Source organism: Fodinicurvata fenggangensis DSM 21160, from assembly GCF_000686045.1.
In the GTDB taxonomy this organism is placed as follows: Bacteria; Pseudomonadota; Alphaproteobacteria; order Kiloniellales; family DSM-21159; genus Fodinicurvata; species Fodinicurvata fenggangensis.
In genome coordinates this window covers 19,872-33,902 of the sequence record NZ_JMLV01000002.1, presented here as the reverse complement: position 1 = coordinate 33,902, position 14,031 = coordinate 19,872, and the positions used below count along the sequence as shown (strand labels likewise).

Genomic DNA, 14,031 nt, shown 5'->3' with positions numbered 1-14,031 from the left:
CGGCGGGGCTCAGTTCAGCCGCCAGATTTCGAAGGTCAGTGCGATCGCGTAGCCGGTCCACAGCAGGTAGGGCACGAGCAGCCAGGCCGCTGCTCGGCTGTGCCGGTCGAAGGCCACCAAGGTGGCCGCCAGGACCAGCAGCAGGATAATTGCTTCCAGCAGGGCCAGGCCCGGACTGCGCAGGCCGAAGAACAGGAAGGTCCAGAGCAGGTTGAGGGCCAGTTGCAGGCCCCAGAGGCCCAGTGCGCCCCTGGTCCGGCGCCAGCCGCCCCGGCACCAGACCAGCCAGGCCGCAACGGCCATCATGATGTAGATCAGGGTCCAGACGATGGGAAAGGCCAGGTCTGGCGGCGTGAAGGCGGGCTTGGTCAGATTGCTGTACCAGCTTTCCAGTGCGGCGCGCGTGGGCAGGCTGCCGATCTGTCCCACTGCCAGGGTCAGGACCAGGAAACCCACCAGGACCAGCCAGTTACGCCGTCCCTGCATCAGACTGTCTCCCCTTCATTCTGTCGGATCACTTCACCGGCCAGGTAGAGCGATCCACAGATCAGTATACGCCCCGGTTGCGCACTGCACTGTACCAGATCCTGCAGGGCCTGGGAGAGATTTGACGCCGGTTCGGCACGGACTCCGCACTCACGGGCGTGCCAGGCGGCCTCCTCGGCGCTCAGGGAATTGGGTTCGCCCGGAATTTCCACGGCGCGCAGCTGTCGGACGAGCGGCGCCAGAGGTTCCAGGAAGGCCGCGGCCGTCTTGCTGTTCAGCATGCCGTAGACCAGGTCCAGGGGCTTGGTCTCTGCGCTGTCGGGCAAAGCGTTCAGCGCGCGGGCCAGCGCCTGGCCGGCGGCGGCGTTGTGTCCGCCGTCCAGCCAGAGCTCCCAGCCCTGAGGGAGGTTGGCGGGCAGGTTCCCCTCGCTCAGGTGCTGCAGGCGGGCCGGCCAGGAGGCCTTCTTCAGGCCCCGGGCGACCGATGCCGGGTCCGGCAGGAAGGCGTTCAGCTGCCGGGCGGCTGCCAGGGCCAGACCGGCATTCTCGACCTGGTGCGGGCCGGGCAGGCCCGGCAAGGGCCAACGTGTCTCGCCGGACGACTGGCGGAAGAGAACCTCGTTGCCCTGTCGCTCCACATCGAAGTCACGCCCCTGGATGAAGAGCGGTGCGCCCACTTCCTCGGCGCGGTCCTGAATGGCCTGAAGGGCTTCAGGGGGTTGCAGGCCTATGATGGCCGGCACGTCAGGTTTCAGGATGCCGGCCTTCTCCCGGGCGATCTTCTCCAGGCTGTCGCCCAGATACTGCATGTGGTCCATCGAGATCGGGGTGAGGATGGTCAATTCCGGATGCGCGACGACATTGGTGGCATCCAGCCGGCCACCCAGCCCGACTTCCAGCAGAAGGATACCGGCAGGCTGCCGCGCGAAGGCCAGGAAGGCCGCGGCTGTCGTGATCTCGAAAAAGGTGATGGGGGCTTCGCCGTTGGCGGCCTCGCATTCCTCGAGCAGGGCCAGCAGGTCCGGCTCGGAGATCAATTGGCCGGACAGGCGGATGCGTTCGTGGAACCGTGCCAGGTGCGGCGAGGTATAGACATGCGTGGCGCGGCCACTTTCCTCGAGCATGGCGCGCAGCATGGCGAGCACCGAGCCCTTGCCGTTGGTGCCGGCCACATGGACGACGGGAGGCAGCTGCCGCTCGGGATGGCCGAGCGCTGCAAGCAGGTTTTCCACCCGGCCCAGCGAAAGGTCGATGATCTTGGGATGTAGCCGATTCAGACGCGCCAGGACGGCGTCACTGTTCTGTGACACGCTCCGCCTCGGGCTTGGCCGGCTTCTTACCGGATTTCTCGTCCTTCGCGGCGGGCTTTTCGGACTCCGCCGTGCTGCTGCCCTTTGCCTCGTCTGAGGCGGCCGCCTTGGATGCGGCTTTCTTGCCCTTGCCGGAAGCAGGCAGAGCTTCGCCCAGCAGGGGCTCGCGCAGCAGCTTCAGGGTCCGGCCCAGCGTTTCCTGAAGTTCGTTGCGCGGCACGACCATGTCCAGCATGCCGTGTTCCAGCAGGTATTCGGCGCGCTGGAATCCGGGCGGCAGGGTTTCGCGGATCGTCTCCTCGATGACGCGGGCGCCGGCAAAACCGATGACCGCGCCGGGCTCGGCGATCTGGATATCGCCCAGCATGGCGAAGGAGGCCGAGACCCCGCCCGTGGTGGGGTCGGTCAGCAGGACGATGTAGGGCAGGTTCTTTTCCTTCACCATCTCCACGGCAATGACGCTGCGCGGCAGCTGCATCAGGGAAAGAATGCCTTCCTGCATGCGCGCCCCGCCGGAGGAGGGAATGGTGATGAGTGCCGCATCCTTCTCCACGGCCAGTTTCGCCGCGGCCAGCAGGCCCTCACCCACGGCCACGCCCATGGAGCCGCCCATGAAGGAGAAGTCGAAGATGGCCGTCACCGCCTTTTGCCCGCCGATGGTACCGTGGGCCACCTGGATGGCGTCCTGCTCGCCGGTCTTGGAGCGCGCCTTCTTCAGGCGTTCGGTATAGCGCTCACGGTCGCGGAACTTCAGGGGATCCTGGATGGTCTCCGGCAAGGAGATGCGGGTGTACTTGCCCTCGTCGAACAGCAGCTTCATGCGCGTGGTGGGACCGATGCGCATGTGATGGCCGCAGTTCGGACAGACACGCAGCTGCTCCTCCAGCTCGCGGTGGAAGACCATGTGCTCGCAGGCCGGGCACTTTTCCCAGAGATTGTCGGGAACCTCGTTCTTGGAAGACACCAGCGCCTGTAGCTTCGGGCGCACATAGTTCGTGATCCAGTTCATCGGTCCAGTCCCGTTCGCAGGTTGCGCACCAGCTCCGTGACGGAGTCGACCAGGCCCGCGCCGGCCTTGCCGTTCTCGTCCAGACCTTCGGCAATGCGTTCGACGATGGCCGAGCCCACAACGGCCGCGTCAGCCACCTTGCCGATGGCGGCGGCATGTTCCGGGGTGCGTATGCCGAAACCAACGGCCACCGGCAGCTTGCTGTGGCGCTTGATGCGCTCGATGGCGGCGCCCACTTCCTCGGCGGCCGCAGCACGCGTCCCGGTTATGCCAAGGATGGAAACGTAGTAGAGAAAACCGCTGGTGTTCTCCAGCACCTTGGGCAGACGCTTGTCATCGGTGGTCGGCGTGGCCAGGCGGATCCAGTGCAGGCCGGCCTGGATGGCCGGCAGGCAGAGTTCGCGGTCCTCTTCCGGTGGCAGGTCGACGATGATCAGGCCATCGACGCCGGCCTCGCTGGCCAGGGTCAGGAACTTGTCGACCCCCATGTGATAGATGGGGTTGTAGTAGCCCATCAGGATGACCGGTGTCTTGCTGTCCTCGGCCCGAAAGCGCCGCACGACTTCGAGTGTCTTGGCCAGCGATATGCCGTTCTTCAGGGCCCGCTGGGAACTGGCCTGGATGGCCGGACCGTCCGCCATGGGATCGGAGAATGGCATCCCGACCTCAATCAGGTCGGCGCCGGCTTCGGGCAGGGCCCGCAGCAGCTGATAGGTGGTCTCGGTGTCTGGATCCCCGGCAGTGATGAAGGTGACCAGGCCGGCGCGGCCCTGGTCCTTCAGTTCGGCAAAGCGGGCGTCGATACGGCTTTCGGCAATCTGGACGGAGGTCGCAGTGCTCACAGTTCCACCCCCAGCTTCTCGGCTACGGCAAAGATATCCTTGTCACCGCGTCCGCAGAGGTTGACCACCAGCAGGTGATCGCGCGGCAGCTCCGGAGCGACCTTCATCACCTGGGCCAGGGCATGGCTGGGCTCCAGGGCTGGGATGATGCCTTCGGTGGCGGTGCAGAGCTTGAAGGCTTCCAGCGCCTCCTCGTCGGTCACGGCTGCGTAGTCAACCCGGCCGCTTTCATGCAGCCAGGAGTGCTCGGGACCGATTCCGGGGTAGTCGAGGCCCGCCGAAATGGAATAGGCGTCGATGATCTGGCCATCGTCGTCCTGCAGCAGGTAGGTGCGGTTGCCGTGAAGCACACCGGGTTCGCCGCCGTTGAGGGAGGCGGCATGCTCGCCGCTGTCCAGGCCATGGCCGGCGGCCTCGACCCCGATCATCTTCACATCCGGCTCGTCCAGGAAGGGGTGGAACAGGCCGATGGCATTGGAGCCGCCGCCGATGCAGGCCACCAGCGTGTCCGGAAGGCGGCCTTCCGCCTGCAGGATCTGCTCGCGGGTTTCGCGCCCGATGACGGACTGGAAATCGCGCACCATGGCCGGATAGGGGTGCGGTCCGGCGGCCGTGCCGATGATGTAGAAGGTGCTGTCCACATTGGCGACCCAGTCGCGCAGCGCCTCGTTCATGGCATCCTTCAGGGTGCCGGTGCCGCTTTCCACGGGGATGACCTCGGCGCCCAGCAGCTTCATGCGGAAGACATTTGGCGCCTGCCGCTTCATGTCGGTGGCGCCCATGTAGACCACGCAGGGCAGGTTGAAGCGGGCGCAGACCGTGGCCGTAGCCACGCCGTGCTGGCCGGCGCCGGTTTCCGCAATGATGCGCGTCTTGCCCATGCGACGCGCCAGCAGGATCTGCCCCAGCGTGTTGTTGATCTTGTGCGCGCCGGTGTGATTCAGCTCGTCGCGCTTGAAGTAGATCCGCGCGCCGCCCAGGTACTCGCTCAGCCGCTCGGCGTGATAGAGCGGGCTGGGCCGTCCCACGTAGTGCTGGGCATAGTATTCGAGTTCCCGCTTGAAGTCCGGGTCCGCGCCAGCCTCGTCGTAGGCGCGCTCAACCTCGAGCACCAGGGGCATGAGGGTTTCGGCGACAAAGCGCCCGCCGAAAATTCCGAAGTGGCCAAATTCATCCGGCCCGGATCTGTAGGTATTGAGCGGTTCGGTCATTCTGAATGTCTGTAAAACGAGTGCAAGAGCGAGCCGGGACCCTGTCCCGCCCATCCGGCACGCGACCGGATGATAGGCCTGCACTTTGCCGCATTACGCCGCCTCCCGCAACGCCAGAAGCCGCAGTTTGCAGCATCCTGGCACTTCATTTTCCTAGAGGCTGCGTGCCTTTTCCAGGAATGCGCGGATCAGGTCGGGATTTTTCTTTCCGGGGCTGTCCTCGACACCGGAGGACACATCCACGGCCGGCGCCTGGCTGATGGAGACGGCTTCGGCCAGGTTATCGGCGTTCAGGCCGCCTGAAAGCATCCAGGGCAAGCGTCCCTTCCGGCCAGCCAGCAGTCGCCAGTCGAAGGACAGGGCATTGCCGCCCGGCAAGGCATTGGTCATGGATTTCGGGGCCTTGGCGTCGAAGAGGATCATGTCGGCGGCGAATTCATATTCGGCAACCTGTTCCAGGTCCTCGTGCTTTGCCACCTTCACGGCCTTCATGACCGGACGTCCGTGAGCGCTGCGGATTTCTGCCACGCGCTTGGGGGGTTCGCTGCCGTGCAGCTGGATCATGTCCAGGGGCACCTGTTGCAGGATCTCGCCGAGCAGGCTGTCGTCGGGATCGACGAACAGGCCAACCTTCAGCACGCCTTCCGGCAGATGACGGGCCAGCATTGCAGCCTGGGCCTTGTCCACCGAGCGCGGACTGGGTGGATAGAAGACCAGTCCGGCATAGCGTGCGCCATGGCGCGCCGCGGCGTCGGCTGCCTCGGGCGAATTGACTCCGCAGATCTTGACCTCGGGCCGGCTCATGTCGCGTTCCTCTCCACACGCAGCGGCCAACCGGTGCGCCGGGCGAAAACCACGGAGAGCACGGTTGCGGCTACGGAGAGCGAGACATAATTGGCCACGGCGGCAAAGACAATGCCGGGTATGGACAGCCCCACGCCCTGCTCCAGGGACAGCAGCAGGAAGTTGACCAGGCTCAATCCCAGGTCTACCGGCAGGATGGTGACCAGCAGCAGGCCGCAGAAGGGCAGCAGGATGCCCTTGGCCTCCTGAACGGCGCGCAGGAAAGAGTAGCCTGTTCCCAGTGCGGCCGCCGGCAGGACGAACGAGAAGCCAACCGCCACCACCAGTCCGGCCAGGATGCCGACCACCAGTCCCGGTCCCAGCGCCGGCATGCCGTTGGGGGTGCCGGCAAAGCCACCAAAGGCCATGAGACAGAGGACGACGACGCCCGAGATCATGAAGAAAAGGCCCAGCCCGCGGACGAAGAAGCGCAGCTCGCGGGCGCGCCAGGCGGGAATGTAATCCTGTCGCCGGCTTGGCGCGGCAATGAACCAGTAGCGATAGACGGCGACCGAGAACCAGACCGAAAGGAACAGGTCCACACCCAGGATGAAGAAGCTGGCCGGTCCGCCCAGCCCTATCAGGGTAAAGGCACCGGCAAGGCCGAAGCTGATCAGGATCGGCAGCAGGGCCAGCTCGGCCAGCCGGCGCCAGTGCGCCTTCAGCAGGCCCATGACCTGCGGCAAGGCCTGGCCCAGCGACAGGGGCTGCAGAGGCCGCTGGTCCGGCAAGCTGGTGAAGTCGAATTCTTCCATGGGGTCAACTATTTCTTTGCGCAGGTCCAGCGTCACGGAAAAAATGAAAAGAGAGATTCATTTCCGCCCGTGGGCCGAGTCCGTTGCCTTCAGGCCAGGTCATCCGCCAGGCGCTGCAGGGCCTCCAGGGGATCGCGCGCTTCGGTGACCGGTCGGCCGATGACCAGGCGGTCGGCCCCGGCGTCCAGCGCTTCACGCGGGGTCAGGGTGCGCTTCTGGTCGCCGCTGACCGCCCAGTCCGGACGGATGCCAGGTACCACAAGGCGGAAGTCGGGGCCGCAGTGATGGCGCAGATCGCCGATCTCGCGCGGGCTGCAGACCACGCCATCCAGGCCGCAGTCCTGGGCCAGGGTGGCCAGGCGCACCACCTGGTCCAGGACCGGGCCCGTCTGGCCCACAGCCTTCAGGTCCTGATCATCCAGGCTGGTCAGAACGGTGACGGCGACGACCCAGGGGGGCGGTATTTGCTGCTGCTCAGCCGCTTCGCGCGCGGCTTCGGCCGCTGCCCGCATCATGCTCGGCCCGCCCGAGGCATGGACATTCACGATGGCCGGGTGCAGTTGCAGGCTGCTGCGAATGGCGCCCGCAACGGTATTGGGGATGTCGTGGAACTTCAGGTCCAGGAACAGGGGAAAGCCGTCGGTGACTTCACGCGTGCCTATGGGGCCATGGGCGGTGAAGAACTCCTTGCCGACCTTGTAACCGGCCGTACGCGGTCCTTCGCCCAATGTGCGCACGAGTTGCCGCGCGCGCAGCGGATCCGCCGTATCGAGGGCAATGAAAACAGACTCCAGTCCGTCCGTCATGACAGGGTCTCGCTGTCGGGGCCACGACACACCACGGGGCGCGTCCTGGCCGGTCGGGTTTCAGGACAGGCGCTGCAGCACCTGTTGCGCGGCGGCATAGTCCTCCAGGGCCGTGCCCACGGACTTGAAGAGTGTCCGTTCCTCGTCCGAACGGCGGCCCGGCGATTCGCCGCGGGCCAGTTCGAACAGATCGGCAACCACGTCGGACGTGTCGATGGCACCGGCCTCCAGCGGCTGGACGATGTCGCCACCTTCCTTGAGGGCGCCGGCATGCGTGTCGACGAAGATGCGGCAGCCCTGGACGGCGGCATCGTCGGTTTCGCGCATGTCCGGCTTGAAGGCGCCGACAAGGTCCAGGTGCTGGCCCGGTTGCATCCATTCGCCGCGAACGAGCGGCTCGCGGCTGAGCGTTGCGCAGGAGATGACGTCGGCCCATTCGACGCCGGCCTGCAGGTCCTCGACCGCTTCGACCTTCATGGCGTCGCTGTCGAGGTCCTTGGCCAGCCGGGCGGCCTTGTCCGGGTTGCGGCCCCAGATCTTGACCTCGCGGATGGGACGGACACTGGCGTGGGCTTCGATCAGGTGTGGCGCCAGGGCCCCCGTGCCAACCATCAGCAGGCGGCTGCTGTCCTTGCGGGCCAGGAAGTCTGCGCCCAGCCCCGAAGCCGCAGCGGTTCGGCGCACCGTCAGCATCTGGCCGTCGATCATGGCCTCCGGCTCGCCCGTGACCTCGTTCATCAGCAGGTAGATGCCCATGATGGCCGGCAGGCCGCGCTCGGCGTTGCCCGGGGTGACGCGCACGATCTTGATGCCGGTGGGGCCATGCGTGTCCCAGGCCGGCATCAACAGCAGGGTCGCGTCCTGTTCACCTGGACGGGGAATGGCGTGATGATGGCGCACCGGGACTTCGGCATCGCCGGCGAAGGCCGCTTCCAGTGTGCGGACCAGTGCGGGGAAGTCCAGGCTGTTGCGCGTGTCTTCCGCGGATACCATGCGCATCGGGCGGATGTCTCCTTCCAGTGCTGAAAGAACTGTCTAGCGGTTGGCGGACTCGGAAGCAGGCAGTTTCTGCGAGCTGCTGGCGGGGGCGCTGTCGCGGCCGCGGCGCAGGTCCTCGAGCTGATGCTCGAGCGAGCGTATCTGCTCGTTCTGCCGGCGCTTCTGGCGGCGGCGTGCGGCCTGAGCGGAGAACCAGGCAAGCAGTCCACCGATCAGGAATCCCAGGAACAGGGCGACGAGGATGACCAGGAACAGGGGAGCCTGCAGTTCGATGCCGAAGGGCCAGACCAGCACATCCACGTTCTGCCGGTTTACCACGGCAAAGACCACGCCTATGACGAGCAGGGGGATGGAGATGATCCAACTCAAAAGCTTCACGGCCAATTTACCTTGTTCTGGGATGCCTGCCTTCGGGCTGCGAAGCCAGCGCGATCACTCGTTCAGTCGCTCGCGCAACTGCTTTCCGGTCTTGAAATAGGGAACGGACTTAGCCTCGACCTGGACGGCTTCGCCCGTGCGCGGGTTCCGCCCGACGCGGGAGTCACGCTGCTTGGTGGAAAAAGCACCGAAGCCGCGCAGTTCGACCCGGTCTCCGCGGGAAAGGGCTTCGGCAATTTCCTCGAATATCGTGCTGACGATGCGTTCGACATCACGGTGATAGAGATGCGGATTCATCTCCGCTATGCGTTGGATCAGTTCGGATTTTGTCATGCTTCGTTCCGCCCCCAGTAACGCCAGAGTGCCGCATTCCCGCAAAAATGGAAACCTTGCAGGGCTCCTTCTAAAAGGTGCCAGAGGCTTGAAAAGAGGTCAAGGAATATCCTTGCATAACAAGTAGATAGTTTGGGAATTTCGGCAGCTTCAGACAATCGCACGGCCGTCTCGGCAATTCATGGTTATTGTTTCGGCAGGCAGCTTTCCATAGCCATGAGGGCGCACGTTCACGTAAATAACCTATCGCGATGGGTTTATTTTATGCCATGGTAACTATATATCGAGAGCAAGGCTTGCGCGTGGTGATATTCACGAACGATCACGTGCCAGCCCATGTACACCTGTTCGGCAGTGGTCAGGTAAAGATCAACCTGACTGGTCCGGATGGGAGACCCGAGTTGGTTTGGGCCGAGGGCATGAAGCAAAGTGATGTCCGCCGGGCCATGAAACTGGTGGCACGGCGGCAGGAGGACTTCCTGGAACGATGGAAAGAAATCCATGGATGAACTGACGGACAGGCAAATCGATGAAGCTCTCGAGCGAGGCCGAGCCGCGCGTGCAGAAGAGCCGCGTGCCGCAGCTGCGTCTTATGATCCGAAAAGCCAGCGCGTCGTCGTTGAATTGACCAATGGCTGTGCCTTCGCCTTTCCGGCACGGTCGGCACAAGGGTTGGAGGCGGCCGGGACCGAAGAGCTTTCGGATATCGTGATCCTGGGGGCAGGTTACGGATTGCATTGGGAAGCGCTTGATGTGGACCTTTCAGTGCCAGATCTGCTGAACGGGCTGCTCGGGACGCGCTCTTTCATGGCCCGTCATGCCGGCAAGGCCAGCTCGATCTCCAAGGCCGCCGCCGCGCGCGAGAATGGTCGAAAGGGCGGGCGACCCAGAAAAACGGCGCGTGGTTGAAGTTACCGTTCAGGCGGACACAAAGAAAAAGGGGCACGGACCCTGTGGTCCGTGCCCCTCTTGTCGTCAGGCGGGATGAAGGACTGCCTCAGCTGTCCTTCTTCTCGTCCTCGTCCTGATCTTCTGCCTGATCCTGGGCCTCGTCCGTCTTCTCGCCTTCGCCGGTCCCGGCCTTGGCTTGGGACAGGGCCGCCCCCAGGATTTCGCCCAGGCTGGCACCGGACTCGGTGGAGCCATATTCGGCCATGGCCTGCTTCTCCTCGGCGATCTGCAGCTGCTTGATCGAGAGGTTGATGCGGCGAGTCTTCTTGTCGACCGTGGTCACCTTCGCGTCGACCTTCTCGCCCACGGCGAAGCGGTCCGGACGCTGCTCGGCCCGGTCGCGGGAGAGCTCCGCCTTGCGGATGAAGCCGGTGGCACCGTCGGCGAGTTCGAGCTCGACACCGTTGTCGTTGACCTCGGTCACCGTGCCGGTCACCGAGCTGCCCTTGCGAATGCCTTCGCTGGCACTCTCGAAGGGGTCGGACTCAAGCTGCTTGACGCCCAGCGAGATACGCTCCTTCTCGACGTCCACTTCCAGCAGCTTGACCTTGATGACCTGGCCCTTCTCGTAGTCCTGGATGGCCTCCTCGCCCGGACGGTTCCAGTCCAGGTCGGACAGGTGAACCATGCCATCGATTTCGCCCGGCAGGCCAACGAACAGACCGAATTCGGTGATGTTCTTGATCTCGCCTTCCAGTTCGGAGCCGACGGGATAGTTCTCCAGCAGCTCTTCCCAGGGATTGGCCTGGACCTGCTTGAGGCCCAGCGAGATGCGGCGCTTTTCCTCGTCCACGTCGAGGACGACCACTTCCACCTGCTGGGAGGTGGAGACGATCTTGCCCGGATGGACGTTCTTCTTGGTCCAGCTCATCTCGGAGACGTGCACCAGGCCCTCGATGCCGGCTTCCAGCTCCACGAAGGCGCCGTAGTCGGTGATGTTGGTGACGCGACCCTCGAACTTGGCACCGACCGGGTACTTGGCGGCCACGCCTTCCCAGGGGTCGGCTTCCAGCTGCTTCATGCCCAGGCTGATGCGCTGGGTTTCGGGGTTGAAGCGGATGATCTGCACCTGCACCTGCTGTCCGATGGCCAGCGCCTCGGAGGGGTGGTTGATGCGCTTCCAGGAGATGTCCGTGACGTGCAGCAGGCCGTCGACACCGCCCAGGTCCACGAAGGCGCCGTAGTCGGTGATGTTCTTCACGACACCGGTCAGGATCTGGCCTTCCTGCAGGTTGGCGATCAGCTCACTGCGCTGCTCGGCGCGATCCTCTTCAAGCACCGCACGGCGCGAGACGACGATGTTGCCGCGGGCGCGGTCCATCTTGAGAATCTGGAAAGGCTGCGGGGTGTGCATCAATGGCGTCACATCGCGCACCGGACGGATGTCGACCTGGCTGCCGGGCAGGAAGGCAACGGCGCCGGAGAGATCGACGGTGAAGCCGCCCTTGACGCGGCCGAAGATCGTGCCGGTCACGCGCTTGCTGTCGTCGAAGGCCTTCTCGAGGTGGTTCCAGGACTCCTCACGGCGGGCCTTGTCGCGGCTCAGCATGGATTCGCCGTTCTTGTCCTCCATGCGCTCCAGATAGACCTCGACGTCGTCGCCGATCTTGAGTTCGCTGTCCTCGCCGGCCTTGGCAAATTCGCGCAGTGCGACACGGCCTTCGGACTTGAGGCCAACATCGATGATCACGCTTTCATTCTCGATGTTGACGACACGCCCCTTCAGGACCGTGCCTTCCAGGGAGCCGACCTCGCCGAGGGATTCCTCGAGCAGGGCGGCGAATGATTCTTTCTCTTGCGGCTGGGCCGCAGTGTTGGTGGCCATTATGGTTCCTTTCGGTTCAGTGTTCAGGCCTGCCGGTTGGATCCGGCGGTCTTCCCGAAAAACTTTCGGGCTTATCGTTGCTGGATGGGGGTTCTTCCCGTTATTTCCGCGATGATCCGCAGCGCTTGTGCGAAAACCTCGTCGGCGTTCAGGGCCGTCGTATCCAGTGTTACGGCATCCTCGGCCGGTTTGAGCGGGGCCGCCGCACGGCAGCTGTCCCGTTCATCGCGAGCCTTTATGTCTTCCAGGACGCGCGCGTATATAGACTCCACACCGCTTTCCTGCAACTCCTTATGCCGCCGGCCGGCCCGTGCCTCGGGACTGGCGGTCAGGAAAAGCTTGGCGTCGGCGTCCGGACAGATGACTGTTCCGACGTCCCGGCCGTCCAGGACGGCCCCCGCCTTGCCCTCCGGCGGACAGGCCGCAAAGCGGCGCTGGAACTCCAGCAGAGCCTGCCTGACAGCGGGTTGGACTGCAACCTCGGACGCGGCGCCGGAGACGGCCTCGCGGCGCAGGTCGCTGCGCTCCAGGTCGCGTGGATCCAGGTTATGGGCCGCTTCCAGCGCGGCGGCGCTGTCGCTGGCCGAGGCGCCGGTATCCAGCAGGCGCGCGCCCACGGCCCGGTAGATCGTGCCGGTGTCCAGATAGGCATAGTCGAAGGCCTCGGCCAGCCGTTTGGCCAGTGTGCCCTTGCCGGCGCCCGCCGGCCCGTCGATGGCGATGATGACGCTGTCCTGCTTTCCTGCCATGCGGCCTTGCCTCGTCACGCGCTGTCCACTCGTCACGCGCTGTCCAGGGGGCGCAGCTCGGCCCCCAGTGCCCGCATGGCCTCGGTGAAACCGGGGAAGGACGTGTTGATGGGACCAGCGTCGTCCACCGTCACGGGCTGTTGCGCGCAGAGTCCCATGACCAGGAAGGACATGGCGATGCGGTGATCCAGGTCGGCCTCGATGGTGCCGCCGCCGGGCGGCGGGCCGCCGCAGCCGTGGATGGTCAGGCTGTCGTGGCCCTCCTCCACCTGCACGCCGCAGGCCTGCAGGCCGCGGGCCATGGCGGCCAGGCGGTCGCTTTCCTTGACGCGCAGTTCGGCCAGGCCCTCCAGGTGGGTGGTCCCCTCTGCGCAGGCGGCGACGATGGCCAGGATGGGGTACTCGTCGATCATCGAGGGTGCGCGCTCTGCCGGGACCGTCACGGCCTGCAGCCGCCCGGCACGAATGCGCAGGTCGGCCACGGGCTCGCCCGCTTCCTGGCGCGGGGCTTCCTCCACCAGGTCGGCGCCCATCTCGCGCAGGGTGGTGAACAGGCCGGTGCGCAGGGGATTCATGCCCACGGCGGGCAGGGTGATCTCCGAGTCCGCCAGCAGCAGCGCCGCCACCAGCGGGAAGGCGGCCGAAGAGGGGTCGGCCGGGACATTGACCGGGACCGCCGTCAGCTCGGCCTCGCCGGTCAGGATGACATGACGGCCGTCGTCGCGATCCGTCACCTCCACCTCGGCGCCGAAATGGCGCAGGATGCGCTCGCTGTGGTCGCGGGTGGGGGCGGGTTCGATGACGCTGGTCTTGCCCGGCGCCGCAATGCCGGCCAGCAGGATGGCGGACTTCACCTGGGCCGAAGCCACGGGCAGGCGATAGCTGATCGGGCGCAGGGCCTCCGGGCCGCTGACCGTCAATGGCAGGCGCCCGCCCTCGCGGGCCACGAAGCGTACGCCCATCTCCTCCAGCGGCTGCGTGATGCGCGCCATAGGCCGCCGCCGCAGCGAGGCATCGCCGGTAAAGACGGCATTGACCGGCTGGCCGGCCACCAGGCCCATGGCGAGGCGGGCGCCGGTGCCGCTGTTGCCGAAGTCCAGGACATCCTCCGGCTCGCGCAGACCGCCCACGCCGCGGCCCCAGACCTGCCAGGTGCCGTCTTCCTCGCGGGTGACCTCGGCGCCCAGGGCGCGCATGGCGGCGGCGGTGTTCAATACGTCCTCACCCTCCAGCAGGCCGGAGATTCGGGTCTGCCCCACGGCCAGGGCCCCCAGCATCAGGGCACGATGGGAAATGGACTTGTCGCCGGGAACCTGAAGGCGGCCGGCGAGGGCCTGAGAGGGATGGGCGGTCAGCGAAGCCACGCGTTCTTCGGGTCCGGTGTGGTTGAGGGATCGGTTCGCGCGGGTCTTTAGCATGACCGCGCGCGAAGCCCAAGCCCTCTGCGCCGCCGGGCGAGAAATGCGGCGTTCCCTTAAGGAATGGGTTTGACAGGCCAAGGGGAGCATGGCAAATGCCCGCAACCTGAATATCA

Annotated in this window: 16 protein-coding genes; 2 read left to right on the top strand and 14 right to left on the bottom strand. The window is 65.4% G+C overall.

From position 1 onward, the window contains the following. Positions 1-9 precede the first annotated feature (9 nt). From BP38_RS0103300 to ihfB, 11 genes are all read right to left on the bottom strand, one after another. The gene (locus tag BP38_RS0103300) at positions 10-486 is read right to left on the bottom strand and encodes a TspO/MBR family protein (RefSeq protein ID WP_026986565.1); all 477 of its coding nucleotides are present in this window, start codon (positions 484-486) and stop codon (positions 10-12) included. Next, positions 486-1,796: a bifunctional folylpolyglutamate synthase/dihydrofolate synthase gene (locus BP38_RS0103295; protein ID WP_026986564.1), complete on the bottom strand. Its 1,311-nt coding sequence runs from the start codon at positions 1,794-1,796 to the stop codon at positions 486-488. Before BP38_RS0103295 ends, BP38_RS0103300 begins: the two co-directional genes overlap by 1 nt. After that, positions 1,780-2,805: an acetyl-CoA carboxylase, carboxyltransferase subunit beta gene (gene accD / locus BP38_RS18770; RefSeq protein WP_081816432.1), complete on the bottom strand. Its 1,026-nt coding sequence runs from the start codon at positions 2,803-2,805 to the stop codon at positions 1,780-1,782. Before accD ends, BP38_RS0103295 begins: the two co-directional genes overlap by 17 nt. Beyond that, complete coding sequence (trpA, locus tag BP38_RS0103285; RefSeq protein ID WP_211250225.1) at positions 2,802-3,647, bottom strand: tryptophan synthase subunit alpha; 846 nt, start codon at positions 3,645-3,647, stop codon at positions 2,802-2,804. Before trpA ends, accD begins: the two co-directional genes overlap by 4 nt. After that, complete coding sequence (gene trpB / locus BP38_RS0103280; RefSeq protein WP_026986562.1) at positions 3,644-4,858, bottom strand: tryptophan synthase subunit beta; 1,215 nt, start codon at positions 4,856-4,858, stop codon at positions 3,644-3,646. Before trpB ends, trpA begins: the two co-directional genes overlap by 4 nt. A 153-nt stretch (positions 4,859-5,011) precedes the next feature. After that, positions 5,012-5,662: a phosphoribosylanthranilate isomerase gene (locus tag BP38_RS0103275; RefSeq protein WP_026986561.1), complete on the bottom strand. Its 651-nt coding sequence runs from the start codon at positions 5,660-5,662 to the stop codon at positions 5,012-5,014. Further along, entirely contained in the window at positions 5,659-6,456 is a 798-nt protein-coding gene (locus BP38_RS0103270; protein ID WP_026986560.1) for a hypothetical protein, read from the bottom strand. The genes BP38_RS0103275 and BP38_RS0103270 overlap by 4 nt, the downstream gene beginning before the upstream one ends. 89 nt (positions 6,457-6,545) lie before the next feature. Then, the gene (gene pyrF / locus BP38_RS0103265) at positions 6,546-7,262 is read right to left on the bottom strand and encodes an orotidine-5'-phosphate decarboxylase (RefSeq protein WP_026986559.1); all 717 of its coding nucleotides are present in this window, start codon (positions 7,260-7,262) and stop codon (positions 6,546-6,548) included. A gap of 60 nt (positions 7,263-7,322) precedes the next feature. Continuing rightward, a complete protein-coding gene (gene lhpI, locus BP38_RS0103260) occupies positions 7,323-8,261 on the bottom strand; it encodes a bifunctional Delta(1)-pyrroline-2-carboxylate/Delta(1)-piperideine-2-carboxylate reductase (protein WP_026986558.1) in 939 nt (312 codons plus the stop codon). Between the two features lie 36 nt (positions 8,262-8,297). Then, the gene (locus BP38_RS18765; protein ID WP_162175115.1) at positions 8,298-8,639 is read right to left on the bottom strand and encodes a LapA family protein; all 342 of its coding nucleotides are present in this window, start codon (positions 8,637-8,639) and stop codon (positions 8,298-8,300) included. Positions 8,640-8,693: 54 nt separating this feature from the next. Continuing rightward, the gene (ihfB, locus tag BP38_RS0103250) at positions 8,694-8,972 is read right to left on the bottom strand and encodes an integration host factor subunit beta (protein WP_026986557.1); all 279 of its coding nucleotides are present in this window, start codon (positions 8,970-8,972) and stop codon (positions 8,694-8,696) included. A 302-nt stretch (positions 8,973-9,274) separates the two neighbouring features. On the opposite strand from ihfB, the gene BP38_RS0103245 reads away from it, so the two are divergent. Together BP38_RS0103245 and BP38_RS0103240 are read left to right on the top strand one after the other, a co-directional pair. Continuing rightward, positions 9,275-9,481: a DUF4160 domain-containing protein gene (locus tag BP38_RS0103245; protein WP_245602309.1), complete on the top strand. Its 207-nt coding sequence runs from the start codon at positions 9,275-9,277 to the stop codon at positions 9,479-9,481. Then, positions 9,474-9,881: a DUF2442 domain-containing protein gene (locus tag BP38_RS0103240; protein ID WP_026986555.1), complete on the top strand. Its 408-nt coding sequence runs from the start codon at positions 9,474-9,476 to the stop codon at positions 9,879-9,881. Before BP38_RS0103245 ends, BP38_RS0103240 begins: the two co-directional genes overlap by 8 nt. An 88-nt stretch (positions 9,882-9,969) precedes the next feature. Here the strand turns inward: BP38_RS0103240 and rpsA are convergent, their stop codons facing one another. The 3 genes from rpsA to aroA are packed head-to-tail and all read right to left on the bottom strand — an operon-like array spanning position 9,970 to position 13,915. Then, a complete protein-coding gene (gene rpsA / locus BP38_RS18760) occupies positions 9,970-11,775 on the bottom strand; it encodes a 30S ribosomal protein S1 (protein ID WP_281174377.1) in 1,806 nt (601 codons plus the stop codon). Between the two features lie 44 nt (positions 11,776-11,819). After that, the gene (gene cmk / locus BP38_RS18755; RefSeq protein ID WP_035723508.1) at positions 11,820-12,497 is read right to left on the bottom strand and encodes a (d)CMP kinase; all 678 of its coding nucleotides are present in this window, start codon (positions 12,495-12,497) and stop codon (positions 11,820-11,822) included. Between the two features lie 32 nt (positions 12,498-12,529). Continuing rightward, positions 12,530-13,915: a 3-phosphoshikimate 1-carboxyvinyltransferase gene (gene aroA / locus BP38_RS0103225; RefSeq protein WP_081816430.1), complete on the bottom strand. Its 1,386-nt coding sequence runs from the start codon at positions 13,913-13,915 to the stop codon at positions 12,530-12,532. Positions 13,916-14,031 lie beyond the last annotated feature (116 nt).